Genomic DNA, 23,633 nt, shown 5'->3' on the forward strand with positions numbered 1-23,633 from the left:
ATCGACGAGATCGAAGACAATATGGATCGGGACAAGTTTTTCGACTCGGACGAAGCCAAGGCTTTCGGCCTGGTGGACGAGGTTTACGAAAAACGGCCCGAGGTCGACTCAAAGTCCGATAGCTGAGCGCGGTTAAGCCATTAGCTATTTTCTTGTGCAATAAGTCATTGTCTAGCCGGATAACGACGCGCTAGACTGTTTGCGGCTGCGGCGATGCGGCCGGAGGGAATTGATTATGACGAAGCTGAGCGGCAGCGACTCCAAGAGCACCCTGTATTGCTCTTTCTGCGGAAAATCGCAGCATGAGGTGCGCAAGCTGATTGCCGGCCCGACCGTGTTCATCTGCGACGAATGCGTCGAACTGTGCAATGACATCATCCGCGAGGAAACGAAGGGCTCGATTTCGTCGAAGCGGGAAGGGGGCGTGCCGACGCCCGCCGAAATCTGCGAAGTCCTCAACGACTATGTGATCGGTCAGGATAGCGCGAAGCGTGTGCTCTCCGTCGCGGTGCATAACCATTACAAGCGCTTGAACCATGGCGCCGCCGGCAGCGATGTCGAGCTCGCCAAGTCGAACATCATGCTCGTCGGGCCGACCGGGTGCGGCAAGACGCTGCTCGCCCAGACGCTCGCGCGCATCCTCGATGTGCCGTTCACCATGGCCGATGCGACGACGCTGACCGAGGCCGGCTATGTCGGCGAGGATGTCGAAAACATCATCCTGAAACTGCTTCAGGCGTCCGACTATAATGTCGAGCGCGCCCAGCGCGGGATCGTCTATATCGACGAAATCGACAAGATCAGCCGCAAGTCTGACAATCCGTCGATCACCCGCGATGTCTCGGGCGAGGGCGTGCAGCAGGCGCTGCTCAAGCTCATGGAAGGCACGACCGCCAGCGTCCCGCCGCAGGGCGGCCGCAAGCATCCGCAGCAGGAATTTTTGCAGGTCGATACGACGAATATCCTGTTCGTCTGTGGCGGCGCATTTGCGGGTCTCGAAAAGGTCATCTCGGACCGGATGCAGGGCAAGTCGATGGGCTTCGGCGCGCATGTCGAAGCGCCAGACGAACGCCGGGTCGGCGAGGTTCTCCGCCATGTCGAGCCCGAGGATCTGCTGAAATACGGCCTGATCCCGGAATTTGTCGGTCGTCTCCCGGTCATCGCGACGCTGGACGATCTGGATGAGGATGCGCTGGTGCAGATTCTGCGCGAACCGAAAAATGCGCTGGTGAAACAATATGCCAAGCTCTTCGACATGGAAGATGTGAAGCTGGAGTTCACGGACGACGCCCTGATCGCGATTGCCAAGAAGGCCATCGAGCGTAAAACCGGCGCACGCGGCCTGCGGTCGATTCTCGAGGGCATATTGCTCGATTCGATGTTCGACCTGCCGACCCTCGAAGATGTCAGCGAAGTAGTGATCGACAAGGATGTCGTGGAGGGCCGCAAGGAGCCCGTGCGCGTTTTCGCCAAAACCAAGGAAAAGGCCGCCGACGACGCGGCCTGACCCTGGAAAACATGGTTTAGGTCCGGTTCGTAACTTTTGTTTCGGACACGGTAATTCGCGCGTGGCATCTGCGGCCATGCACATCTTTGCCGCCGCTTGGCGTTGATACGTGCCTCTGCACCACCATATATTGCGGTAAGCCGGGCGCGAGCCCGAAGTTGGAGTATGTGATGAGCCTTTCCCTGCCTGTTCTTCCCCTTCGCGATATCGTGGTGTTTCCGCACATGATCGTTCCGCTGTTCGTGGGACGCGACAAATCCGTCGTATCGCTCGAGCGCGCCATGGCGGCAGACAAGACGATCTTTCTCGTCGCGCAGCTCGATCCGGCCGAGGACGATCCCGACCGCGACGCGCTCTACGATGTCGGTGTGACGGCGACGGTCCTGCAGTTGCTCAAGCTGCCGGACGGCACGGTGCGCGTGCTCGTCGAAGGGCAGCAGCGCGCGTCGTTGGAGGACATCCATTATCGCGACGAACATCTGATTGCCGATATCGAACTGATCGAGGACAAGCCGGCCGACGGCCCGGAAGTGACGGCGCTTATGCGCTCGACCGTCGAGCAGTTCGACAATTACGCCAAGCTCAACAAGAAGATTCCCGAGGAAACGGCGGTCCAGCTCGGGCAGATCGAGGAAGCGTCTCAGCTATCTGATGCGGTCGCCGCGAACATCGGCGCCAAGGTCGCGGACAAGCAGACGATGCTCGTCGAGCGCGACCCGTCGAAGCGTCTCGAAATGGCTTTCGCCTTCATGGAGGGTGAGCTCGGCGTGCTGCAGGTCGAGAAGAAGATCCGCAGCCGCGTGAAGCGCCAGATGGAGAAGACGCAGCGCGAATATTATCTCAACGAGCAGATGAAGGCGATCCAGCGCGAGCTCGGAAACGAGGATGGCGAAGAGGGCGACGAGCTCGCCGAACTCGCGAAGAAGATCAAGGAAACCAAGCTTTCCAAGGAAGCGCGGACCAAGGCACAAGCCGAGCTGAAAAAGCTCAAGGCCATGGCGCCGATGTCGGCCGAGGCGACGGTCGTCCGCAACTATCTCGACACGCTGCTTGGCCTGCCCTGGGGCAAGAAGGCCAAGCTCAAAAAGGATATCGGCGAGGCGCAGAAGATCCTCGACGAGGATCATTACGCGCTGGAGAAGGTGAAAGACCGGATCGTCGAATATCTTGCCGTACAGGCGCGTACCAACAAGCTGAAAGGCCCGATCCTGTGCCTCGTCGGGCCGCCGGGCGTCGGCAAGACGTCGCTCGGCAAGTCGATCGCGCGGGCGACGGGCCGCGATTTCGTGCGCCAGTCACTGGGCGGCGTGCGCGACGAGGCCGAGATTCGCGGTCATCGGCGCACCTATATCGGCTCGCTGCCGGGCAAGATCGCGAGCAACCTGAAAAAGGCCGGTACGTCTAACCCGCTGTTCCTGCTCGACGAGATCGACAAGCTCGGCCAGGATTTTCGCGGCGATCCGGCTTCGGCACTGCTCGAGGTGCTAGACCCTGAGCAGAACGACAAGTTCCAGGATCATTATCTCGAGATCGATCTCGATCTCTCGGACGTGATGTTCGTGACCACGGCGAACACGCTGAACCTCCCGCAGCCGCTGCTCGACCGGATGGAGATCATCCGCCTGTCCGGATACACTGAGGACGAAAAGGTGGAGATCGCCAAGCGCCACCTCTTGCCCAAGCAGATCGAAGCGCACGGGCTTAAGGAGGGCGAGTTCACGCTCGAGGACGATGCGCTGCGCGCGATGATCCGAAACTATACGCGCGAGGCCGGTGTCCGCACGCTCGAACGCGAAATCGCGAAACTGGCGCGCAAGGCGCTTCGCGAAATCCTAGAGGGCGATGCGGAGTCTGTGACGGTAACGCCGGACAATCTCTCCGACTATCTCGGCGTCATCAAGTTCCGGTTCGGTGTCGGCGAGGAAGAGGATCAGGTCGGCGCGGTCACGGGCCTTGCCTGGACCGAGGTCGGCGGCGAGCTGCTCACGATCGAAGCGGTAACGGTTCCCGGCAAGGGCCAGATCAAGACGACCGGCAAGCTCGGCGAAGTCATGCAGGAATCGATTCAGGCGGCGATGAGCTTCGTTAAGGCGCGCGCGCCGAGCTATGGCATCAAGCCGAGCGTGTTCGGCAAGAAGGACATCCACGTCCATCTGCCCGAAGGGGCGGTGCCGAAAGATGGGCCGTCCGCCGGTATCGGCATGGTCACCGCGATGATTTCGACTTTGACCGGGATTCCCGTGAACCGCGAAATCGCGATGACTGGCGAAGTTACGCTGCGCGGTCGCGTATTGCCGATCGGTGGGCTGAAGGAAAAATTGCTGGCGGCGCTGCGCGGCGGCATCAAGACCGTCCTCATTCCCGAAGAGAATGAGAAGGACCTGGCCGACATTCCGGCGAATATTCGTGACGGACTCGAAATCGTCCCCGTGGGCCATGTCGATGCGGTCCTCGGGCTGGCGTTGACCGGGCAGGTCGCGCCGATCGAATGGAGCGATGCCGACGAGATCGCGACCGACCCGAGCCCTCAGGTCACGCCGGGAGTTTCAGGCGATAGTGATCCGGCGGTCCGTCACTGATTCGCAACAAAAAGGTCGCTTTGGCCCGAAAACCTAGGAATATTACCGTTTTTCTTGCCTTTTGGGCTTTACAGCAGAGGGTCAATTAGACTTAGATGCGCGCGTCGGCATAGCCGTGAGTCATTTTTACGAAATACAGAAACAAGGGGTGCGGAGAGCATGAACAAGCAGGAACTTATTTCTTCGGTCGCGGATGCATCGGGTCTGAGCAAGGCCGATGCCGGCAAAGCGTGCGAAGCCGTGTTCGATACGATCACGAGTGCGCTGAGCAATGGCGGCGAAGTCCGCCTGGTCGGTTTCGGAACCTTCTCGACGACCGAGCGCAAGGCTTCGACGGGACGCAATCCGCGCACCGGCGAGCCGATGCAGATCCCGGCCTCGACCCAGCCGAAGTTCAAGGCCGGCAAGGGCCTCAAGGACGCGGTCAACTAGACGGGCGTTTCGTTCGGCGATTGCCGGGCGGGCCGGTGGCGGGCCCTTACCGCCACGAAAAGGCGGGCGCTGTTTCAGCGCTCGCCTCTTTTCTTTCGGGTCGACACGCTTAAATGTGCCGACATGGTATCGGGCGCGTAGCTCAGCGGGAGAGCACTGCCTTCACACGGCAGGGGTCGCTGGTTCAATCCCAGCCGCGCCCACCATCACTGTCAGGCCTTGGGCGACGGTCACTGTCAGGCCTTGGGCGACGGTCGATCGAAGGTCGTGTTTGTCGGGAAAATCCACCCGTAATTATATTACAAACCATTGACGGTTGGGTCTCGGCGATCCTATGTGCGCCCCTGGCTCTGTGCCGTTCATGGCGATCGTAGTTCAATTGGTTAGAATGCCGGCTTGTGATGCCGGAGGTTGCGGGTTCAAGTCCCGTCGATCGCCCCAGTTTTTCCGATGATCTGATCACCGGCTACGCAGGAATACCGAATGTCCGCGACCTGGGACCTTCCCGATTATGACGATCATGAAGCCGTGCATCTCTTCCGCGATGCCGAGAGCGGATTGAGCGCTATTATCGCCGTACATTCGACGCATCTGGGCCCGGCCGCGGGCGGAGTCCGTTTCTGGCATTACCCCGATTCGACTCGGGCGATTACCGACGCGCTGCGCCTCTCGCGCGGTATGAGCTTCAAAAATGCAATGGCCGGATTGCCCATGGGCGGCGGCAAGGCCGTGATTCTTGCCGACCAGGCGAAGACCAAGACCGAAGACATGCTCAAGGCCTTCGGCCGGGCGATCGACAGTCTCGGCGGCCGTTACGTCACCGCCGAAGACGTCGGCATGACGGACAATGACATGGTCGTGATCCGCAGCGAGACTGACCATGTATCGGGCCTGCCGGTCGAAAGCGGTGCCGCGGGCGGCGATCCGGGCCCGTATACGGCACTCGGCGTCTTTCTCGGCGTCCAGGCCGCAGCCAAACGGGCACTCGGCGTCAATCGCCTCAAAGACGTGCATGTCGCTATCCAGGGCGTGGGCAGTGTCGGCGGCGGCCTTGCCAAGCTGCTCGCCGAAGAGGGCGCGCGGCTGACGATCGCGGATGTCAGCATCGAACGCGCCAGGGCGTTCGCCACCCAATATGGCGGCGAGGCCGTAGAGGCGGACGAAATCCTCTCGATCGAAGCCGATATCGTTAGCCCCAATGCGCTCGGCGCGATCCTCGATGAGCAGAGCATCGCGGCACTGCGGTGCGCGGCGGTCGCGGGCGGCGCGAACAACCAGCTCGCAACGCCGGCGGACGGCCAGCGCATCTACGACCGCGGCATCCTGTTCGCGCCCGATTATGTGATCAACGCGGGTGGCATCATCAATGTCGGCCTCGAATATCTAGGGCAGGGCGATGAGGCCGAGGTGAAGGCGCGTATCGCGAAGATTCCCGAGCGGCTCGAACAGGTCTGGCAGGAAAGCGCGGAAACCGGCGCTCCGTCTGCCGATGTCGCCGACCGTATCGCGCGTCGCCTGATCGGCCGCGCCTAGAAGATAACCGGCCGCGCGGGACGCGAGCGAACCCGCTCGCGATAGAGGGTGTAAAGCCCGCTGCCGATGATGATCGCCGCGCCGCACCAGGTTGCGACTGATGGTACATCCGCCCAGATCAGCCATCCGAGCGCCACGGCCCAGAGCAGCTGCGTGTAATCGAACGGCGCAACGACGACGACCGGCGCCACCCGCAGCGAAGCCGTCAGCAACAATTGTGCCGTTCCGCCCAATATCGCGATGCCGATCATGATCGCCCAGCCTTGCCAGTCGTGGCTTTCGGCGAAGAATGGCACGACGAACCCGGTTCCCACGGCCGATATCGCGGTGAACCAGAATACCGTCGTGAGCGCGCGTTCGGTCTTGCTGATCTGGCGGATCGTAATGATGACACAGGCGACGCCGAAGGCCGACGCGAGAGCCACCATGAGCCCGTCGAGCGGCAGGTTCAGATCCTGCGGCTGTACTATGACGAGCACTCCGAGAAACCCGACAAGCACTGCGCTCCAGCGATGCCATCCGACTTTCTCGAGCAGGAATATGGCCGACAGCAATGTCGCGAATATTGGCGCGGCGAAACTGATCGCCGTCGCTTCTGCGAGCGGCAGCAGCGTCAACGCCCAATAGCCGAACCCCATGGCGACAAACCCGATCACCGCGCGCCACAGATGCGCAAGCGGCCGGCGGGTCTTGATGATTTGCAGACCCGGCCGCAGCAGAACCCAGAGAAAGAGCGGCGGCAACGCGAAGGCGAAGCGCCAGAATATCATCTCGATCGGATGCAGGCCGTGATCCGCGCCGATCTTCACCATTGCCGCCATGAACGCAAATATCGTTGCCGCCAATATGCGCAGCACGATGCCGGCGACAGGCCGTTGCTCGGGAAAGGAAATGTCGCTCAAAGCTGTTTCGGCGATCCTGCTATACTGTCCCCGACGGGATTCTTTTCGCGCCGTCCTGTTATGCTTTTCCCCGCCGAGAAGCTACGCTAAGACACCGCCAAGATGCATGTTTTCGCGAATCCGACCCGTTTTCTATCGATCGCCCGCCCGCTGACGCCTTGGATGTTCTGGGGCGGATTGCTGCTCGTCGGCGCGGCCTTCGTCATGGGTCTCGTCTATTCGCCGCCGGACTTCCTGCAGGGGGAGCTCGTCCGGATCATGTATGTCCATGTGCCCACCGCCTGGCTCGGCATGGCGGGATGGAGCGGCATCCTGATCGCCAGCATCATGCAGCTCGTCTGGCGCCATCCGCTCGCGGGTATTGCCGCGCGCGCGATTGCCGCGCCCGGCGCGCTGTTTACGGCCCTGTGCCTGCTAACCGGATCGATCTGGGGCCGCCCGGCCTGGGGCACCTGGTGGATCTGGGACGGGCGACTGACCTCGATGCTGGTTCTGCTGTTTCTCTATTTCGGCTTCATGGCGCTGGCGGCCGCGAGCGAGGAGCGCGCGAGCATCAGCCGGGTCGCCGCGATCTTCGGTGTGATCGGTGCGATCAACCTGCCGATCATCCATTATTCGGTGACCTGGTGGAATTCGCTTCATCAGCCCCAGAGCCTGACGTTGAGCGGTTCGGCCATCGATAGCGCGATGCTATGGCCGCTGGGGGTTGCAACCTTGGGCTTTTCGCTGCTCTTTGGCGCGATCGTCCTGTTCCGGATGCGCGCGATCATTGCCGGCATTCGGGTCGAGTCCCGGCTACGCCGATTGGCGCAAGGATAACATCGTGGAGCCATGGCCCTTCATCATTGCCGCCTATGCGTGCACCATTGTCGGAACCGCGGGACTGACTATCTGGAGTTATATGCAAATGCGGTCGTCCGAGGCGCGCATGGACGCTCTGCGCGAGGATAGAGAGTAATGAAGGCCAAGCATCAGCGATTGGCGCTCGCCATTATCGCCGTTGTCGCCGTCACTGCGGCCGGCTTCCTGGCGCTGTACGGGCTGCGCGACAATGCCGCTCTCTTCCGCACACCGGGCGAAATCGCGGCGGAACCCGTTCCGGCCGGTCAGGCCTTCCGGCTTGGAGGCATGGTTGCACAGGGCTCGATCGAGGAAATGCCTGACGGTGTATCGATCCGCTTCCTCGTCCAGGACGCCGAAGCACAGGTGCCAGTCATCTACGCTGGCATTACGCCGGACCTCTTCGCAGAGAATTCCGGCGTTGTCGCGGAAGGTGCATTGAACGAGAATGGCGTGTTCGTCGCCGATCATATTCTCGCGAAGCATGACGAGAATTACATGCCGCCCGAACTTGCCGATGTAGAGCTGGTAGGAGATCCGCGCCGGTGATCGCCGAAGCCGGACTTGCCGCGTTATGGCTTGCCGCTGCACTATGTGGTTTGCAGCTGGTATTCGGCGTGATGGCGCTGCGTTCGAACAGCAGCGGCGCGGTCAACGCGATCCGGCCGGTGGCGATCGTGCAAGGCCTGCTGACCGTATTTTCGTTCGCGATGCTCGTATGGCTGTTCATGCGCACCGATCTTTCGGTCGAACTCGTTGCGGCGAACAGCCATTCGGCCAAGCCGATGCTCTACAAATTCTCCGGGACATGGGGCAATCACGAGGGGTCGATGCTCCTCTGGGTCGCGATCCTGGCGCTGTCCGGCTCGCTCGTCGCGATGTTCGAGAAGCGGCTCAAGGAACGCACGCTGACGGCGACGCTGGCTGCGCAGGCGGCAATCGGGCTCGGTTTCTACGCCTTTCTAATCTTCGCCTCCAATCCCTTCGCCCGGCTCACCCCGGCGCCGGTCGAGGGCCGGGGGCTCAACCCGCTGCTGCAGGATCCGGGCCTCGCCTTCCACCCGCCGACTTTGTACGTCGGCTATGTTGGTCTTTCGATCGCCTTTTCCTTCGCCGTCGGCGCACTGCTGACCCGCGATGTCGGCCCGACCTTCGCCCGGGCGATGCGGCCCTGGGTGCTCGCTTCATGGATATTCCTGACGATCGGCATCGCGGCCGGCAGTTACTGGGCCTATTACGAGCTGGGCTGGGGCGGATGGTGGTTCTGGGATCCGGTGGAGAATGCGTCGCTGATGCCGTGGCTGGCCGCGACGGCATTGCTGCATTCGGTGACGGTGCTGGCAACGCGCGATGCGTTGCGCGCCTGGACGATCATGCTGGCCGTGGTCGCCTTTTCCATGTCGATGCTGGGGACATTCCTTGTCCGTTCGGGTGTGTTGACCAGCGTCCATGCGTTTGCCGTCGACCCGCAGCGCGGCACATTCATCCTCGCTCTGCTGATCCTCTATATCGGCGGTGCACTCGCGCTCTACGCGATGCGCGTCAGCACGGTGCGGGAAGGGGAACAGTTCGAATTCATGAGCCGCGAGGGCGCGCTCGTCGCGAACAATCTCCTGCTGTCCGCCATTCTCGGTATCGTTCTGATCGGCACGCTCTATCCGCTCGGCGTCGAAGCGGTAACGGGCGAACAGCTCTCCGTCGGCCCGCCCTATTTCAACGCGACAGCGGGGCCACTGGCCTTGCTGCTGGTCGCCGCCATGGCCATCGGGCCGCTCCTGCGCTGGCGGCGCGATACCTGGCGCAATGTGATGAACCGCATATCGCTGCCCGTGCTGATTACGGCGCTGGCGCTCATGGCGCTGGTATTGTTCGCGTCGCCGATCGGGATATTGCCGATGCTTGGCTTGATGCTCGCGGCCGGCGTAGCCGCGGCCAGCATCGCGCCGCTGTGGAAACGGAACCTCCGGCGTACGCCGATGTTCATCTACGGCATGGTCATCGCCCATCTCGGTATTGCCGTGAGCATGGCCGGCATGGCCTTCGAAAGTGCGTTTAGCGAGGAAGTGCTTGTCGCTTCGGCGCCCGGCGAGACGCATCAGGTCGGGCCCTATTCGGTAACGTTCGATGGCACGCGCCCGGTCGCCGGGCCGAACTGGACGGCTGTGGAGGGCGGATTGACAGTCCAGCGCGGTGATGGCGATCCCTTCGTCCTGACGCCGCAGTCGCGCATGTTCTCCTCGCCGCAAACCGAAACCAACGAAGCGGCCATTCGCACGGGCTGGACCGGCCAGCTCTATACCGTGCTCGGCAGCAGCGACGGGGCCGGCCGGTCGCAACTTCGCCTCTGGTACAAGCCGTTCGTGACACTGATCTGGTTCGGCGCGCTCCTGATCGCGCTCGGAGGGCTCTTGTCGCTCATCGGCCGTGTCCGGCGTGAACGCCGCACCATGGAACGCGAGGCCTGGGCATGAGCGGCGATCCCGCCATCGACGAACAGAGCGTGGCCATGAAGCGCTTCATCCTTTGGGTACCGCTCGCGGTTGCCGCGATCTTCTTCGGCTTCTTCGGCTATGCGCTCTTTTTTGGGAACAGTTCGCCGCAGCAGCGCGCGATCGAATCGCAACTGATCGGCGAACCCATGCCGGAATTCGCGCTCGAGCCGTCGCTGCCTGGTCGGCCCGGACTCAGCAGTGCGGACCTTGCGACGGGCGAACCGCGCCTCGTCAACTTCTTTGCCAGCTGGTGCGTTCCGTGTATCGCCGAGGCGCCGCAACTGATGCAACTGCGCGATGCAGGCGTGCAGATCGACGCCATCGCGGTGCGCGACCGGCCTGAAGATGTGTACGCGTTCCTGCAGCGCTGGGGCGACCCCTATCAGCGGATCGGTGCCGACACGCAGAGCGAAGCGCAACTCGCGCTCGGATCGTCGGGTGTGCCGGAAACCTTTATCGTCGATGGTGACGGTGTGATCGTCCACCAGCATATCGGCGATATCCGCCCAGAACATGTGCCCGAGATCCTTTCGGCGCTGGAGAACGCGCAATGATGCGCGCGCTCGCCATATTCTTGCTGATGACTGCCATTAGCGCACCCCTCCACTCGCAATCGCGCATGCCCGAGGCCGAATGGGCCAACCGCCAGCTGCCGGACGCCGCGCAGGAGGCAGAGGCCACGGAACTGATGGAATCGCTGCGCTGTCTGGTCTGCCAGGGCCAGTCGATAGCAGACAGCGATGCGGACATGGCACAAGACATGCGCGCGCTCGTGCGTCGCCGGATCGCGGCCGGCGAGGAGCCGGAGGACATCCGCAACTGGCTCGTCGATCGCTACGGCCGCTGGATCACATACGATCCGCCCATCGACAGCGTGACCTGGCCGCTCTGGCTGCTGCCGATCCTGTTGCTCGGCATCGGCATATGGCTTGCGCGCGGCCGGTTCCGCAGGACGCGCAAGGAAAGCTGATGGGGTGGTTCGCCGCGGTCGGCCTGATCGCATTGATAGTCTTCTGGCTCTGGCGCCTTGCCGAGTTTCGCGGCCGCAAGCTCGAATGGCTGGGCGCGGCACTACTGATCGGTCTCGCAGGCTATGCATGGCAGGGCAGTCCGATCCTCGAAGGCCGTCCGACGGAGAACCGCGCCGAGCGTCCGCCGGAGGGCAGTACCGAGGTCAATGAAGCGTTTCTCGACAATCGCAACGCATCGTCCGAACGCTGGATCGAATTCGCCGAAGCCTTGAACCGTGTCGGCAATCATATGAACGCGGCCCATGCGGTCCAGAACGGGATCGATAACGACCCCGACAATCCGGATCTCTGGGTCGCGCTCGGCAATGCGTTGCTTCTGCACGGCGAGGGCCAGATGAACCCGGCCGCGCAGCTTGCGTTCGAACGCGCCGCGCAACTGGACCCCGATCATCCGGGCCCGCCTTTCTTCCTCGGGCTGGCGCTAGCCCAGGCGGGCAGGTTGGACGATGCCGAGGCGACCTGGCGCGCCTTGCTGGAACGGAGCGCGTCGGACGCGCCCTATCGCGCCGATCTGGAAAGCCGGTTGGCGAGCATCGCCCGTTCGCAGGGGCGCCCGGTCGAACTGCCCGAAGCGCCCCCGCAGGATGCCGAAGGCGAATCCTAGTTGAACGGCAGGTCGAGCGCTTCGGCGACGGCCTCGTAACGAATCTTCCCGTCCGACACGTTGAGCCCGGCGGCAAGATGCGGATTATCAGCCATCGCCTGTGCCGGACCCTTGTTTGCGAGCTGGATGACATAGGGCAATGTCGCGTTGTTCAACGCGAAGGTCGAGGTGCGCGCGACCGCGCCGGGCATGTTCGCCACGCAATAGTGGATTATGCCTTCCTCTTCGTAGACGGGCTCGTCATGAGTCGTCGCGCGCGACGTTTCGAAACAGCCGCCCTGATCGATGGCGATATCCACGATGACCGAGCCGCGCTTCATGGTCTTCAGCATTTCGCGTGTGATGAGCTTCGGCGCCGCGCCGCCGGGCACGAGCACCGCGCCCACGACGAGATGCGCGTCCTGCACTGCGGCGGCAATGGCAGCCTTTGAGGCATATCCCGTTTTGATGGACGCACCGAAATGGGTCGAGAGCTCGGCCAGGCGGTCGTTGCTGATATCATAGATCGTCACGTCCGCGCGCAGACCGACGGCCATTTGCGCCGCGTTCAGGCCAGCAACACCGCCACCGATGATGACCACAGTGGCCGGTGCGACTCCGGGCACGCCGCCGAGCAAGATGCCGCGGCCACCCTGTTCCTTTTCCAGATAATGCGCGCCCGCCTGGATCGACATGCGCCCGGCCACTTCGCTCATCGGCTTGAGCAAGGGCAGCGAGCGATTGGGCGATGTCACAGTTTCATAGGCAATGCAGGTTGCGCCGGACTTCATCAGCCCTTCGGTCTGCGGCTTGTCGGCGGCGAGGTGGAGATAGGTGAACAGGATATGGCGCGATTCCAGCATCGCGACCTCTTCCGCCTGCGGTTCCTTGACCTTCACGATCATGTCAGCCGCCGCGAAAACGTCGGCCGCGGTATCGACAATGGTCGCGCCGACCGCGCGGTAATCGTCATCGTCGAAGTCGATGCCGCATCCGGCCTTGGTTTCGACTACCACCTCGTGACCGGCCTGTACGACATCGAAAACCGAATCCGGCGTGAGGCCGACTCGATATTCGTGATTCTTGATTTCCTTGGGGATTCCGACGCGCATTGACGCCTCCTGAAATTGCTGATGCACGGCCTATAGCGGGGCCGTTCACCCTTGTCCTCCCATTGCGAACCGGCCGGTCTCGTGATAGGCCGCCCGCTTCGCCGCTCGCCACAGGAAAGGCCGGAATGCGGCGGCTGAAGCAGCATTCGCACACGCAATCTGGGGTCGCATTCGTCCGAAATGAGTGATTCACGCACCGCTCACCCTGCTTCCGGTTCGCTGGCGCGAGACCAGTCGATCCTGAAGCTCGCATTGGGGGCTCTGGCCATCGTGTTCGGCGATATCGGTATGGGGCCGCTCTATGCGTTTCGCGAGGCGTTCACGGGTCATCATCCGCTCGCGCTCGAAGCGCTGCACATTTATGGCGTGCTCAGCCTTATTTTCTGGGCCATGATGCTTGTCGTCGGCGGAAAATATCTCACAATCATCATGCGCGGGGACAATCGCGGCGAAGGCGGCAGCCTCGCGCTGCTGGCGCTCATGGGCGGCAAAAATGCCGGTAAAAGGTGGGGCGGCGGGCTCGTCATGCTTGGCGTACTGGCGACGGCCCTGTTCTTCGGCGACGCAATGGTCGGTCCGGCAGTTTCCATGCTCGGGGCGGTGGAAGGGCTCTCTATCGTCGATCCGTCCCTGCGCGGGTGGGTCATACCGCTCGCTGTCTTCCTCCTGATTTTCCTGTTTCTCATCCAGCGTTCGGGCAAGATTCGCATCGGTGCCTTTTTCGGCCCGGTAATGCTGCTCTATTTCCTCGTCATTTCCGTGCTCGGTGTTCTGAGCATATTGCAGAGCCCACAAATCCTCTGGGCGTTGAGCCCGCATCATGCGGTGCAGTTTTTCATGGCCGAGCCGCTCCGGGCCTTTCTAGCGTTGGCCGCGGTCATCCTCGCCGTGGCCGGGGCCGAGGCGCTCTACGCATTCATGGGCCGGTTCGGGCGCCGGCCGATCGGCATTTCCTGGCTATGCTTCGTTCTTCCTGCGCTCATGCTGAGCTATCTGGGGCAGGGGGCGCTCGCCCTTCGCGGCGGCGAAGCCGTAATGACCAATCCTTTCTTCCTGCTCGCACCCGCATGGTTTCAGCTCCCGCTACTGATTATCGCGACGCTGGCGGCGATAATCGCATGCCAGGCAGTGATCTGGGGCGCCTTTTCGGTGACACAGCAGGCCATCCAGCTCGGTTTCATGCCGCGCCTGCGGATCGATCACGCCGCCGGTTCGTCGGTCGGCCCGGTCTATGTTCCGGTCGTAAACTGGGCGCTGATGATCGTCGTCGTGCTGCTCGTCCTCACCTTCGGAACCGTATCGAACCTGACCGCGGCCTATGGCGTGGCCGTGGGCGGCGCGATGCTGCTCGACACCTGTTTGCTTGCCGTCCTGCTTTTGAGTTTCTGGAAATGGAACAAGCTGTTGGCGCTCCTGCTCGTCGGCATATTCTTCGCGATCGACCTGCTGTTCGTCGCCGCAACGCTCACCAAGTTCATGGAGGGCGGTTGGGTGCCGCTCGCGATCAGCGGCGTCGCCTTCATCCTCCTGACGAGCTGGGCCAAGGGCCGCGCTCTCCTGATCGCACAGATGCGCGAAACCGCCATGCCCGTGCAGGTCTTCGTCAAATCGGCGGTCGGCGAGGCGACGCGCGTGCCGGGCACGGCGGTGTTCATGACGACGTCTCCCGAGGGTGTGCCGCACGCGCTGCTCCACAATCTGAAACACAACAAGATCCTGCACGAGCGCATCGTATTGCTGACCGTTTCGATCCTCGATCGCCCCTATGTCGGCGAGCAGGAGCGCGTGAAGTACGAGGACCTGGGCGCCGGTTTCTATCGGATCATCCTGCGCTACGGCTTCAGGGAAGACACCAATGTGCCGCAGGCGCTCGAGAAGGTGACGACCTGCGGCCCGCCTTTCCGCATGATCGAAACGAGCTTCTTCCTGGCGCGGCAGACATTGCTGAGCTCTGAGAACCCGCAAATGGCGCCCTGGCGTGAGAAACTGTTCGCCTGGATGCTGCGCAATGCCGAGACTGCGATGCAGTTCTTCCGCCTGCCGACGAACCGCGTGATCGAACTGGGCAGTCAGGTCGAGATATAGGGCCGGAACGGGTTGCGCGCCGCCATCATCCTGGCCGCGGGCCGCTCGCAGCGTTTCGGCGCGGCGAACAAGCTGCTGGCCAGATATCGTGGCAAGCCGCTGTTGCAATGGGCGATCGAGCATGCATTGCGCGCGCCGGTTGGTAGGGCTTTGCTCGTCGTCGGCGCGGATCACCGCCGTCTCACATCCATCGCTGCGCACTTCCCGGCGCATCGCATTACCACGGTGGTTGCGCGAACCCCGAACGAATCGCGGCGTAAGAGTCTATTGTACGGATTGCGAGCGCTGCGCCGACACGAACGCGAATGCTTCGTATTTCTGGGAGACCTGCCGGACCTGCCCGGCGGAGTCGCCACGAGGTTGGCGGTGCGAGCACGGCGCGGCGCTGCCGCTGTCCGAGCCCGTCATCGCGGTACGCCTGGCCACCCGGTCCTGATTGGCGATACCGCGACGACGCGAAAACGCCTCGAAGCTGGCGACAAACCATTCGAACAGGACGAAATGGTGTCAATCGAATGCGGCCGGGCCATTATCGCCGATATAGATCGGCCGTGCGACTTGCGCGCGGTTCCCGTAAGAGCGTGAACAGATGACCGGCACAGACGCGCCCATCATTGTCTCCGCATTGTTCGGCGATGCCGATTTCGCCTTCTTCAATGGTCTGCGACAGGCGCATTTCCCGCCGGAGCGCAACGTAATCGATGCCCATCTGACGCTCTTTCACCATCTTCCCCCGAGCATTGTGGGTGAACTCAGGCACCGGTTGAACTTGGAAACACGCGGCGTCGCGCGACCCAAGGCCCGACTAAGCGGTGTGATGTCGCTCGGTCGCGGCGTTGCTTTTCGCATTGAGAGCCCCGAGCTCGAGGCTATTCGCGACGCGCTCGCTGACGCCTTTTCCGGTTTGCTCACCCCGCAGGACCGGCAAGGCTGGCGGCCACATGTGACTGTCCAGAACAAGGTCGATCCGGCCGAAGCAAAGCGGTTGCTGCAGAAGCTATCCGATGAGTTCGTTGCGCGCCCGGTGGTAATTTCGGGAATCGCGTGCTGGTATTATCGCGGCGGGTCGTGGGAACTGATTTCGCGGCACATGTTCGCACGCTGACGGCCGCTCAATCGATCTGGCCGATGCCCTCGCAACTCAGATCGAACGCCTCGAGCCCGGCTTCGAGATAAGCGGCGAGCATCGGCATATCCATTAGCTGTTCGACGATGGGATCGTTTTCGGGATCGGCTGCCTCCGCGACTGCCTCTTCCCAGTCTCCGGCGTCATATGTGCCGTTGCCGATCCAGGCGAGCGCAAGCATTTCCGCCTGCTGGTCTTCGGCCAGATCCTCGAGCGCGGCCTCGATCTCTTCCTCGACCGAATCATTCTTCTCGTCGATCATCACGTCATAATCGTCATCGGTGGAAATCGGGCCGTCATCATCGACTTCGTCGGGTTCGTTCGACGGCACTTGCGCATCCCATTCGCGGGCGCGCACGATGATCCGGCAAATCATGTCGAGCGGCGTTTCGAGTTCCATCTGCGTGTCTCCTGCGAACGGCTATCTCTACCGATAAACCCGCGACATGGTAGCCGAGTTCCGTGACGTAACCAAACCGGTTGACCGCATTTCGCGCGATGCCTATAGGCCCCGAGCGCCTCTTAGCGGCGCTCGCCTTCGTGCGTGGGGCGGAGTAGCTCAGTTGGTTAGAGCAGTGGAATCATAATCCATGTGTCGGGGGTTCAAATCCCTCCTCCGCTACCAAATTTCTCTTTTCCCCGGTGAAGCAATGCCTGCCGCTTGCGCGCTTGCGCCGGGCGCGGCAGGGCACCTATCTAACTGGTGCATATCGAGTGGGAATAGCCATGTCTGAAACGCATCGTACCAAAATGCTCATTCTCGGATCGGGGCCGGCCGGCCTGTCCGCCGCCATCTATGGCGCGCGCGCGGGCATGGAGCCGATCGTCGTGCAGGGCCTCGAACCCGGTGGACAATTGACCACCACGACCGAGGTCGAAAACTATCCGGGGTTCGCCGACATCATCCAGGGCCCATGGCTCATGGAGCAGATGCAGAAACAGGCCGAGAATTGCGGCGCGCGGATGATGTGGGACAGCATCGTCGACGTTGACCTGTCGCAGCGGCCGTTCCGGATGACCGGCGACGGCGGCGACGAATATATCGGCGACGTGCTGATCATTGCGACCGGCGCGCAGGCGCGCTGGCTCAATATCGAGAGCGAGGCCGCGTTGCGCGGCAAGGGGTTGTCCGCATGCGCGACATGCGACGGGTTTTTCTTTCGCGGAAAGAAGATCGCGGTCGTCGGCGGCGGGAATACGGCCGTCGAAGAAGCGCTGTATCTGACCAACCACAGCGATGACGTCACGCTGATCCATCGCCGGGACGAGCTCCGTGCCGAGAAAGTGCTGCAGGACCGCCTTTTCGCGAATCCGAACATCACCGTGCTCTGGAACAAGACTGTGGACAAGTTTGTGGGTGGCGGCGATCCCGAGGGTCTGGTCGCAATCGATCTCAAAGACACGCAAACCGGAGAGATATCCCAGATTCCGGCGGAAGGCGGCTTCATAGCCATCGGCCACGATCCGGCAACGGCACTGTTCAAAGGCCATCTCGAACTCGATGAGGATAACTATATCAAGGTCGAGACGGGAAGTACGCGCACGAGCGTGCCCGGCGTCTTCGCGTGCGGTGATGTGATGGACAAAGTCTATCGCCAGGCGGTCACCGCTGCTGGCACAGGCTGCATGGCCGCCCTTGATGCGGAGAAGTTCTTGGCCGAGAACGAGATCGAAGCGGAACTCGAAACCGCTTAACCGGCATTCTCGAAACGCCGGACTGCTGAGAGGCACGTCTCATATAACTGATCGAAATCGCCATCGCGCGCAAAGCTGTGCGCGTCAGTTTCGATGGTATCCAGAGTGAAACGCCCCTCGCCTGCCAATGCCGTCATCGCACCGTTGCGCCACTCGTCCGCAAAGCCGATCGCCGTGGCGTCGTCCTTGGCAAGGACGATATGTGCGGGGGCGTCTGATGCCGCCAGCGCATCCGCGACACGCTCGGCAAGACTGCCTTCCGTTCGGCGTGGCTTCGCAATCTTGAACACACCGCGCGCGGCCTTGCGATAGTCGATCCCGCCAGTGAGCAGCCGTTTCCAGCCGGAAAGGCTCATCAACTGATCGCGATAATGGCTCTTGATCGCGGCGGGCGGCGGTTCGTTGGCTTCCGCTTCGACTACCCAGGGATTGGCGAGAAGCATGGCGTCGATGCCGCACTGACGATGGTACAGGCAGAGCGTCGTGGCGCCATCGCACAACCCGTAACCGACTATACGATCAAGTCCTGGTATCTGGTCGCGAAACGCCGCCACTGCGGCCGCGAGATCGGGCGCGCTGGCTTCGAATCCGGGATCTTCGCCCGAACTGTCGCCGACCCCGCGCCGGTCATACCGCAGCACCGGATAGCCGGCGGCGGAGAGCGCGGTGGCAAGCTCCGCGAACCCGCGATGCGCGCCAAAGCGCGTCTGACCGCCGCCGGTGACAATGATGATGCCCGTGCGCCCGTCCGCCGGGTCGATCGACGCCGCCAGCGTTTCACCCTCGCAGGCAAAGGCGAATTGCGTGCGCACCGTCAGGCGATCCGATCCGCGACGATTTTCGCCAGATTTTCGGCAAGTTCCGGCGATCCGCTAGGTTCGGCGCGACGCCATAATGGCGGTCCCGAGATCGTGATATCGGCCTCCCCATGATCGCTTTCGAGGCGGACGGTGGTGGCGCCATCGATCGGTATGACTTCCGCATCGCGCAGGGCAGACGCGAGTTCCGCGCCGACCGGATAGCCGCCAAGATTCGTCGATCCGCCGGTGAAAACGGCCTTTTGCGCCGCGCTGTCGAAAGCAGGATCGGTCAGGCTGCGAGAACGCAGAAGATCGCGGATGAGACGCTTACCCGCCACCGGCGAGAAGCGGATATGCGCCGCGGGCTGCACGGCATCGTCGAGCAGGCATCCGCCACGCAGAGCCAGTATCGCCGATGCGCCCACATGCGCGGCCGCGTCGGTGACGGCGTGACGCCAGGCCTCCCAAGTCACATCCGCCAACGATGTCTCGCTTTCCCCGGTGCCGGGCAGGTCGGGGAGGTGGCTGGCGATATCGGATGCCGCCAGCGCGCGCATGAGGTCGGATATCAGCTTGCGCGTGCGATTCAGTTCCTCGAACAATGATGGGACGATCAGGAGCTGCCGACCGGTATCGGCCCCGAAGCTCATCATCGGATGGTCGGCGCCCTGCGATCCATATCGCGAGAATCGCGGGGCAGGGGGCGTCACTGCAGCGCCTTTTCCTTGGCGAAAGCGAGCAGGTTGCCGAAGGTTTCGAGCATTTCGGCCTCGAATTCATCGTCTTCGATCCAGATATCGAGACGATCTTCGATCTCGGTCAGCAATCCGGCAACGGCCATCGAATCGAGCTCGGGAATCGCGCCGAAAAGCTCGGTATCGGCGTCGAAAGCTGCAACCCGCGCTTCATCGAGCCCGAGTACATCCACGAGCGCCGCGCGCAGCGTTTCTTCGACCTTCTCAGCGGCTTCGGTTGCCATCAAAACATTCCCCTGCAGAACAGTTGCGACCGCCTAGTCGCTCGCGGCGCGGCGGACAAGGCCCGACGCCTTCTGGCGCAACAACGGCAACCAGGCTGCCGGATGGCGGCGGTTGTAGAGTTTTAGCTCGTATAACGGCCGCGGCGCGTCCATCCAGTCGGCCTTGTAGGGCTCGCTGCCGGTTCCGTAGTCGATGATCTCAGGCGCATCCTGTTCGATTACATGACGGAACATGGCTTTGCTGAGGATCGAGCCGGGCGAAAAACTCTTGGCGCTTTCCGCATAAGCGAGTTTGTGAATCGTGGCCCGGCCATTCTCCACATGCCAGAGCTGCGCGGCGACGGGCTCGCCGTCTTTATATGCGAGACCAAGCCGCAGCGCGCCGGCCTCGCCCTCGGTCTCGGCGAATTCCTGCATGAACTCCCAGGAGCCTTCGTCAGGTTTCCAGCTATTGGTGTATATCGTGCGGTAATCGTCCCAGGCCTGTTCATCGAACCTGTCGTGGATTACGATGTCGAGATTGGCCTTCTTGCCTTTGCGCTTGACGATGCTGCGCAGTTTTCCGGGGCGCGCATTCCAGAATGCCTCGAAGTCCGCCGGGGGATGAAGCTCCCAATTCTCCGTCTTGACCGAGCGGACCGCCGACCATCCTGCCGCTTCGAAGGCGTCTTCGATCGGTTCCGGACGGGCCACAGGCGCGATGGTGATTTCGGCAAGATCTCCAAGCTGTTGCGCTATCGCGGCAATCAGCCCGTCGTCTTCGCCCTGTCTCACCAAATCGAAGGCGAGCGTATACCAGCTTGCCAGCGCTTCGGCACTGTGCGGGCCGGCCCTGCACAGGAAGAGCCAGGCGGCCCGGTCGCCGTCGCGCGCGCGGGCGACCAAGGGCGGTCTCCCGTCCTCGCCGCAATGGCGGGCGGTCATCTCGAACCAGCTCATCCGGTCGTACAGGCTGGGCTGGTGCGCGCGGTCCAGCGTGTCGGCTGCATCCTCTGCAACGTCTGCGAGACTATCGAATAGCTTTACGTTAACTGTCATGACGCTATCCCGGTGATAGCCGCGATGCGGCGCGTGACGCCACCATCTAGCCGGAAGCGATGACGAAAGCCTTAAATCCCGACCCGCGCCCGCTCGATCACCTTTCGTTACGCGGCAAGCCCGACGATGTCGCATTGATTGACAAGCAAGGCGCTTGGGATTTCGCGGGCTTGGAGACGGCCGTCGGCGCGCTGGCGCAATGGCTGAATGAGCAGGGGCTCGCACCGGGCGATCGTGTGGCGTCTTGGCTCAACAAGACGCGGCTCGCATGCCTGATGCCGCTGGCAAGCGCGCGCGCCGGGCTCGTCCATGTCCCGATCAACCCGCTGCTCAAGCGCGCCCAGGTCGGCCATATTCTGGCGGATAGCGGGGCAGGGCTCCTCATTGCGGGAAAATCCCGGCTCGGCTCGCTCGACGAGGGCGATGCGCCCGAGAATTGCGTCATCGCCGAGGAGACGGATCCGGTCCTTGACGGCGACGGACTGCCGCCGTCGCAAAGCGATCCAGGCAGTCTTGCCGCCATTCTCTACACATCGGGTTCGACCGGGCGACCCAAAGGCGTAATGCTCAGCCATGCGAATATGTGGCTGGGCGCCATTAGCGTCGCACAGTATCTCGACGTCCGCTCGTCCGATCGGGCTCTATGCCTCCTGCCGTTCAGCTTCGATTATGGCCAGAACCAGCTGTTTTCGACTTGGTATGCGGGCGCTTCTGTGGTCCCGTTCGATTATCTGATGGCGCGTGACGTCACAAAGGCTGTCGGGCGTCATGACGTCACAATTCTGGCCGGCGTGCCGCCGCTTTGGGTGCAATTGACCGAGATCGACTGGCCCGATGAAACTGCCGGAAAACTGCGAATTCTCACCAATAGTGGCGGTAAGATGCCGGTACCCTTGGTCGAGAAGTTGCGCGAAAACTTCCCGGGTGCGGCGCTGCATTCGATGTACGGCCTTACCGAAGCCTTTCGCTCTACGACCCTCCCGCCAAACCTGATCGACACGATGCCGGAGAGCATCGGCAAGGCCATACCCTTCGCCGAGATCATGGTCGTTGCGCCCGACGGCTCGCAAACGGCGCCCGATGAACCGGGCGAGCTCGTACATGCGGGCCCCTTGGTGGCCCTTGGCTATTGGCAGGATCCAGAGCGGACGGCCCAGCGATTCAAGCCTGCACCTGATTTTTCGGACTATGGCGGCATGGCCGTATGGTCCGGGGATACGGTGACGCGCGATGCCGACGGATTTCTGCGGTTCGTCGGGCGGGACGATGCGATGATCAAGAGCGCGGGCAATCGCATATCGCCGAGCGAGATCGAGGATGCAGCGATCGGGAGCGGAGAAACGGCGGAAGCCTGCGCCTTTGGCGTCGCTGACGAGCGCCTGGGGCAGGGAATCCGTCTCGTCGTGCGCGGAAACGGGGATGCGTCGGACGATGCATTGAAACGCTATCTCAAGACGGAGCTGCCAAACTTCATGCAACCGCAGGAGATTATCTGGCAGGAAAACCTGCCGCGCAATCCCAATGGCAAGCTTGATCGTACTGAAATTGAACGGAAATGGGGCGCATGAAACCGATCGGACCGATTCCGCCGGCCTTTGCCGATCAGAAAGGCGAACTCGCTATCGGCGGGATCGGTGTCGCCGATTTGGCAGAAGCGGCAGGACAGACGCCATTCTACGCCTATGATCTCGAAATCGCCTCCCGGCAGGTCGCGCGGTTCAGAGCGGCTATGCCGGGTGATCTGCACTTGCATTTTGCCGTGAAAGCTAACCCACATCCTACTGTCGTAAAGCATTTTATGCAGCTCACCGATGGTCTGGATATGGCATCGGGCGGCGAGCTGGAGCGGGTGCGCGAGGCTGGTGCCGATATGGCGCATGTGAGCTTTGCCGGCCCTGGAAAACGCGATCCGGAGCTCGAACTCGCAATATCGCTGGACGCGACGATCAATCTCGAATCGGAAAGCGAGTGCGCGCGAGCCCTGAAAATCGCCGAAAAGCTCGGTAAAACGCCCCGACTGGCCGTCCGCGTCAATCCGGACTTCGAATTGAAAGGCTCCGGCATGAGCATGGGCGGCGGCGCCAAGCCGTTCGGCGTCGATCAGGAGCGCGTGCCGGCGCTGGTGGCCGAGATTATCGCATCCGGCGCGGATTGGCGCGGTTTCCATATCTATTCGGGGTCGCAATCGCTGGATGCGGACGCGATTGCGGAAAGCCAGCGTGCCAGCCTGGCGCTCGCCGCGGAACTTGCGCAGGCGATTGGCGAACCGCCGAAAACCGTCAATCTCGGCGGCGGTTTCGGGATTCCCTACACAGCCAACGACGCACCGCTCGATATCGAACGCATCGGCGAACAGCTTTCGGCAGCGCTCGATACGCGCGACGCCATCCTGGGCGACACGCAGTTCATCATCGAGCTCGGCCGTTGGCTGATCGGCGAAGCTGGCGTCTACGTCGCCCGTATCCTCGATCGGAAGGTCAGCAAGGACCAGCTTTTCCTCGTCACCGATGGCGGCATGCACCACCATCTCGCAGCATCGGGCAATTTCGGCATGGTCATGAAGCGTAATTATCCGGTGGCGATCGCATCCCGGATGGGTACGGAAGCAATCGAAAGCGCGACAATCGTCGGTCCGCTTTGCACGCCGCTCGACAAGCTGGCGACCGATATCGCGGTTCCACACGCGGAAATCGGCGATTTCGTCGCCGTTTTCGCCTCAGGCGCTTATGGTTTAAGCGCCAGTCCGGTTAACTTCCTCAGCCATCCGATTGCCGCGGAAATCGTGGTTAACGAAGGAAAAATAACCATTTAGCTCAACACGAATTTAACCCTTTCCGGTGCATGGAGCACGTTGGAAAGGGCCGGAATCCCAGCGCGTTTGGTTGGGGATGACGTCATC

Annotated in this window: 24 protein-coding genes and 3 tRNA genes; 20 read left to right on the forward strand and 7 right to left on the reverse strand. The window is 62.1% G+C overall.

Features of this window, described 5'->3' with window-relative positions:
- The first annotated feature begins 9 nt into the window (after positions 1-9).
- From ACTS1Z_RS12555 to ACTS1Z_RS12585, 7 genes are all read left to right on the forward strand, one after another.
- Positions 10-126, forward strand: a complete 117-nt coding sequence (locus tag ACTS1Z_RS12555) for an ATP-dependent Clp protease proteolytic subunit (RefSeq protein ID WP_442624925.1) — start codon at positions 10-12, stop codon at positions 124-126.
- Between the two features lie 109 nt (positions 127-235).
- Positions 236-1,507, forward strand: a complete 1,272-nt coding sequence (clpX, locus tag ACTS1Z_RS12560; RefSeq protein WP_442624814.1) for an ATP-dependent Clp protease ATP-binding subunit ClpX — start codon at positions 236-238, stop codon at positions 1,505-1,507.
- Between the two features lie 170 nt (positions 1,508-1,677).
- A complete protein-coding gene (gene lon / locus ACTS1Z_RS12565; protein ID WP_442624815.1) occupies positions 1,678-4,086 on the forward strand; it encodes an endopeptidase La in 2,409 nt (802 codons plus the stop codon).
- A 159-nt stretch (positions 4,087-4,245) separates the two neighbouring features.
- The gene (locus ACTS1Z_RS12570; protein WP_442614634.1) at positions 4,246-4,518 is read left to right on the forward strand and encodes an HU family DNA-binding protein; all 273 of its coding nucleotides are present in this window, start codon (positions 4,246-4,248) and stop codon (positions 4,516-4,518) included.
- A 131-nt stretch (positions 4,519-4,649) separates the two neighbouring features.
- Positions 4,650-4,724, forward strand: a tRNA-Val gene (locus ACTS1Z_RS12575).
- A 158-nt stretch (positions 4,725-4,882) separates the two neighbouring features.
- Positions 4,883-4,959, forward strand: a tRNA-His gene (locus ACTS1Z_RS12580).
- Positions 4,960-5,001: 42 nt separating this feature from the next.
- Positions 5,002-6,051, forward strand: a complete 1,050-nt coding sequence (locus ACTS1Z_RS12585) for a Glu/Leu/Phe/Val family dehydrogenase (RefSeq protein WP_442624816.1) — start codon at positions 5,002-5,004, stop codon at positions 6,049-6,051.
- On the opposite strand, the gene ACTS1Z_RS12590 is transcribed toward ACTS1Z_RS12585, so the two are convergent.
- Positions 6,048-6,953 (reverse strand): DMT family transporter, encoded by a 906-nt coding sequence (locus ACTS1Z_RS12590; protein WP_442624817.1) that lies wholly within the window; start codon positions 6,951-6,953, stop codon positions 6,048-6,050. The two genes, ACTS1Z_RS12585 and ACTS1Z_RS12590, sit on opposite strands and share 4 nt — an antisense overlap.
- A gap of 102 nt (positions 6,954-7,055) precedes the next feature.
- Between ACTS1Z_RS12590 and ccmC the strand changes: the two genes are divergently transcribed.
- From ccmC to ACTS1Z_RS12620, 6 genes are all read left to right on the forward strand, one after another.
- On the forward strand, positions 7,056-7,772 hold the full coding sequence (gene ccmC, locus ACTS1Z_RS12595; RefSeq protein ID WP_442624818.1) for a heme ABC transporter permease CcmC: 717 nt from the start codon (positions 7,056-7,058) through the stop codon (positions 7,770-7,772).
- A gap of 138 nt (positions 7,773-7,910) precedes the next feature.
- Positions 7,911-8,342, forward strand: coding sequence for a cytochrome c maturation protein CcmE (gene ccmE / locus ACTS1Z_RS12600; RefSeq protein ID WP_442624819.1), 432 nt, complete (start codon positions 7,911-7,913; stop codon positions 8,340-8,342).
- Positions 8,339-10,264 carry a heme lyase CcmF/NrfE family subunit gene (locus ACTS1Z_RS12605; RefSeq protein ID WP_442624820.1) on the forward strand — a complete coding sequence of 642 codons (1,926 nt, stop codon included), beginning with the start codon at positions 8,339-8,341 and terminating at the stop codon, positions 10,262-10,264. Before ccmE ends, ACTS1Z_RS12605 begins: the two co-directional genes overlap by 4 nt.
- Complete coding sequence (locus ACTS1Z_RS12610) at positions 10,261-10,839, forward strand: DsbE family thiol:disulfide interchange protein (protein WP_442624821.1); 579 nt, start codon at positions 10,261-10,263, stop codon at positions 10,837-10,839. Before ACTS1Z_RS12605 ends, ACTS1Z_RS12610 begins: the two co-directional genes overlap by 4 nt.
- Positions 10,836-11,255 (forward strand): cytochrome c-type biogenesis protein, encoded by a 420-nt coding sequence (locus ACTS1Z_RS12615; protein WP_442624822.1) that lies wholly within the window; start codon positions 10,836-10,838, stop codon positions 11,253-11,255. The genes ACTS1Z_RS12610 and ACTS1Z_RS12615 overlap by 4 nt, the downstream gene beginning before the upstream one ends.
- On the forward strand, positions 11,255-11,920 hold the full coding sequence (locus ACTS1Z_RS12620) for a tetratricopeptide repeat protein (RefSeq protein WP_442624823.1): 666 nt from the start codon (positions 11,255-11,257) through the stop codon (positions 11,918-11,920). Before ACTS1Z_RS12615 ends, ACTS1Z_RS12620 begins: the two co-directional genes overlap by 1 nt.
- Here ACTS1Z_RS12620 and ald read toward each other — a convergent pair.
- Entirely contained in the window at positions 11,917-13,011 is a 1,095-nt protein-coding gene (gene ald / locus ACTS1Z_RS12625; protein WP_442624824.1) for an alanine dehydrogenase, read from the reverse strand. The two genes, ACTS1Z_RS12620 and ald, sit on opposite strands and share 4 nt — an antisense overlap.
- A 159-nt stretch (positions 13,012-13,170) precedes the next feature.
- Between ald and ACTS1Z_RS12630 the strand changes: the two genes are divergently transcribed.
- The 3 genes from ACTS1Z_RS12630 to ACTS1Z_RS12640 are packed head-to-tail and all read left to right on the forward strand — an operon-like array spanning position 13,171 to position 16,201.
- On the forward strand, positions 13,171-15,096 hold the full coding sequence (locus tag ACTS1Z_RS12630; RefSeq protein WP_442624926.1) for a potassium transporter Kup: 1,926 nt from the start codon (positions 13,171-13,173) through the stop codon (positions 15,094-15,096).
- Positions 15,097-15,108: 12 nt separating this feature from the next.
- Positions 15,109-15,681, forward strand: coding sequence for a nucleotidyltransferase family protein (locus ACTS1Z_RS12635; RefSeq protein WP_442624825.1), 573 nt, complete (start codon positions 15,109-15,111; stop codon positions 15,679-15,681).
- A 4-nt stretch (positions 15,682-15,685) separates the two neighbouring features.
- The gene (locus ACTS1Z_RS12640) at positions 15,686-16,201 is read left to right on the forward strand and encodes a 2'-5' RNA ligase family protein (protein WP_442624826.1); all 516 of its coding nucleotides are present in this window, start codon (positions 15,686-15,688) and stop codon (positions 16,199-16,201) included.
- Positions 16,202-16,208: 7 nt separating this feature from the next.
- Here the strand turns inward: ACTS1Z_RS12640 and ACTS1Z_RS12645 are convergent, their stop codons facing one another.
- The gene (locus ACTS1Z_RS12645; protein ID WP_442624827.1) at positions 16,209-16,622 is read right to left on the reverse strand and encodes a DUF3775 domain-containing protein; all 414 of its coding nucleotides are present in this window, start codon (positions 16,620-16,622) and stop codon (positions 16,209-16,211) included.
- A gap of 148 nt (positions 16,623-16,770) precedes the next feature.
- Here ACTS1Z_RS12645 and ACTS1Z_RS12650 point away from each other — a divergent pair.
- Positions 16,771-16,847 (forward strand) — tRNA-Met (locus ACTS1Z_RS12650).
- 125 nt (positions 16,848-16,972) lie between these two features.
- The gene (gene trxB / locus ACTS1Z_RS12655) at positions 16,973-17,917 is read left to right on the forward strand and encodes a thioredoxin-disulfide reductase (protein ID WP_442624927.1); all 945 of its coding nucleotides are present in this window, start codon (positions 16,973-16,975) and stop codon (positions 17,915-17,917) included.
- Here the strand turns inward: trxB and ACTS1Z_RS12660 are convergent.
- The 4 genes from ACTS1Z_RS12660 to ACTS1Z_RS12675 are packed head-to-tail and all read right to left on the reverse strand — an operon-like array spanning position 17,914 to position 20,734.
- Complete coding sequence (locus ACTS1Z_RS12660) at positions 17,914-18,729, reverse strand: hydrolase 1, exosortase A system-associated (protein ID WP_442624828.1); 816 nt, start codon at positions 18,727-18,729, stop codon at positions 17,914-17,916. The two genes, trxB and ACTS1Z_RS12660, sit on opposite strands and share 4 nt — an antisense overlap.
- A 2-nt stretch (positions 18,730-18,731) precedes the next feature.
- Positions 18,732-19,370, reverse strand: coding sequence for a hypothetical protein (locus ACTS1Z_RS12665; protein WP_442624829.1), 639 nt, complete (start codon positions 19,368-19,370; stop codon positions 18,732-18,734).
- A gap of 53 nt (positions 19,371-19,423) precedes the next feature.
- Positions 19,424-19,696, reverse strand: a complete 273-nt coding sequence (locus tag ACTS1Z_RS12670; RefSeq protein WP_442624830.1) for a phosphopantetheine-binding protein — start codon at positions 19,694-19,696, stop codon at positions 19,424-19,426.
- A 33-nt stretch (positions 19,697-19,729) separates the two neighbouring features.
- Positions 19,730-20,734: a GNAT family N-acetyltransferase gene (locus ACTS1Z_RS12675; protein ID WP_442624831.1), complete on the reverse strand. Its 1,005-nt coding sequence runs from the start codon at positions 20,732-20,734 to the stop codon at positions 19,730-19,732.
- A 59-nt stretch (positions 20,735-20,793) separates the two neighbouring features.
- On the opposite strand from ACTS1Z_RS12675, the gene ACTS1Z_RS12680 reads away from it, so the two are divergent.
- Positions 20,794-22,302, forward strand: a complete 1,509-nt coding sequence (locus tag ACTS1Z_RS12680) for an acyl-CoA ligase (AMP-forming), exosortase A system-associated (protein WP_442624832.1) — start codon at positions 20,794-20,796, stop codon at positions 22,300-22,302.
- Positions 22,299-23,546: a pyridoxal-dependent decarboxylase, exosortase A system-associated gene (locus ACTS1Z_RS12685; protein WP_442624833.1), complete on the forward strand. Its 1,248-nt coding sequence runs from the start codon at positions 22,299-22,301 to the stop codon at positions 23,544-23,546. Before ACTS1Z_RS12680 ends, ACTS1Z_RS12685 begins: the two co-directional genes overlap by 4 nt.
- The last annotated feature ends 87 nt before the right edge of the window (positions 23,547-23,633 follow it).

Source organism: Parasphingopyxis sp., assembly GCF_052168295.1.
Taxonomy (GTDB): Bacteria; Pseudomonadota; Alphaproteobacteria; order Sphingomonadales; family Sphingomonadaceae; genus Parasphingopyxis.

Excerpts from the sequence above, each read along its gene's own strand:
- clpX (WP_442624814.1), top strand. The coding sequence starts at position 236 with ATGACGAAGCTGAGCGGCAGCGACTCCAAGAGCACCCTGTATTGCTCT.
- lon (WP_442624815.1), top strand. The coding sequence starts at position 1,678 with ATGAGCCTTTCCCTGCCTGTTCTTCCCCTTCGCGATATCGTGGTGTTT.
- ACTS1Z_RS12570 (WP_442614634.1), top strand. The coding sequence starts at position 4,246 with ATGAACAAGCAGGAACTTATTTCTTCGGTCGCGGATGCATCGGGTCTG.
- ACTS1Z_RS12585 (WP_442624816.1), top strand. The coding sequence starts at position 5,002 with ATGTCCGCGACCTGGGACCTTCCCGATTATGACGATCATGAAGCCGTG.
- ccmC (WP_442624818.1), top strand. The coding sequence starts at position 7,056 with ATGCATGTTTTCGCGAATCCGACCCGTTTTCTATCGATCGCCCGCCCG.
- ccmE (WP_442624819.1), top strand. The coding sequence starts at position 7,911 with ATGAAGGCCAAGCATCAGCGATTGGCGCTCGCCATTATCGCCGTTGTC.
- ACTS1Z_RS12610 (WP_442624821.1), top strand. The coding sequence starts at position 10,261 with ATGAGCGGCGATCCCGCCATCGACGAACAGAGCGTGGCCATGAAGCGC.
- ACTS1Z_RS12615 (WP_442624822.1), top strand. The coding sequence starts at position 10,836 with ATGATGCGCGCGCTCGCCATATTCTTGCTGATGACTGCCATTAGCGCA.
- ACTS1Z_RS12620 (WP_442624823.1), top strand. The coding sequence starts at position 11,255 with ATGGGGTGGTTCGCCGCGGTCGGCCTGATCGCATTGATAGTCTTCTGG.
- ald (WP_442624824.1), bottom strand. The coding sequence starts at position 13,011 with ATGCGCGTCGGAATCCCCAAGGAAATCAAGAATCACGAATATCGAGTC.
- ACTS1Z_RS12640 (WP_442624826.1), top strand. The coding sequence starts at position 15,686 with ATGACCGGCACAGACGCGCCCATCATTGTCTCCGCATTGTTCGGCGAT.
- ACTS1Z_RS12645 (WP_442624827.1), bottom strand. The coding sequence starts at position 16,622 with ATGGAACTCGAAACGCCGCTCGACATGATTTGCCGGATCATCGTGCGC.
- trxB (WP_442624927.1), top strand. The coding sequence starts at position 16,973 with ATGCTCATTCTCGGATCGGGGCCGGCCGGCCTGTCCGCCGCCATCTAT.
- ACTS1Z_RS12665 (WP_442624829.1), bottom strand. The coding sequence starts at position 19,370 with ATGATGAGCTTCGGGGCCGATACCGGTCGGCAGCTCCTGATCGTCCCA.
- ACTS1Z_RS12670 (WP_442624830.1), bottom strand. The coding sequence starts at position 19,696 with ATGGCAACCGAAGCCGCTGAGAAGGTCGAAGAAACGCTGCGCGCGGCG.
- ACTS1Z_RS12675 (WP_442624831.1), bottom strand. The coding sequence starts at position 20,734 with ATGACAGTTAACGTAAAGCTATTCGATAGTCTCGCAGACGTTGCAGAG.
- ACTS1Z_RS12680 (WP_442624832.1), top strand. The coding sequence starts at position 20,794 with ATGACGAAAGCCTTAAATCCCGACCCGCGCCCGCTCGATCACCTTTCG.
- ACTS1Z_RS12685 (WP_442624833.1), top strand. The coding sequence starts at position 22,299 with ATGAAACCGATCGGACCGATTCCGCCGGCCTTTGCCGATCAGAAAGGC.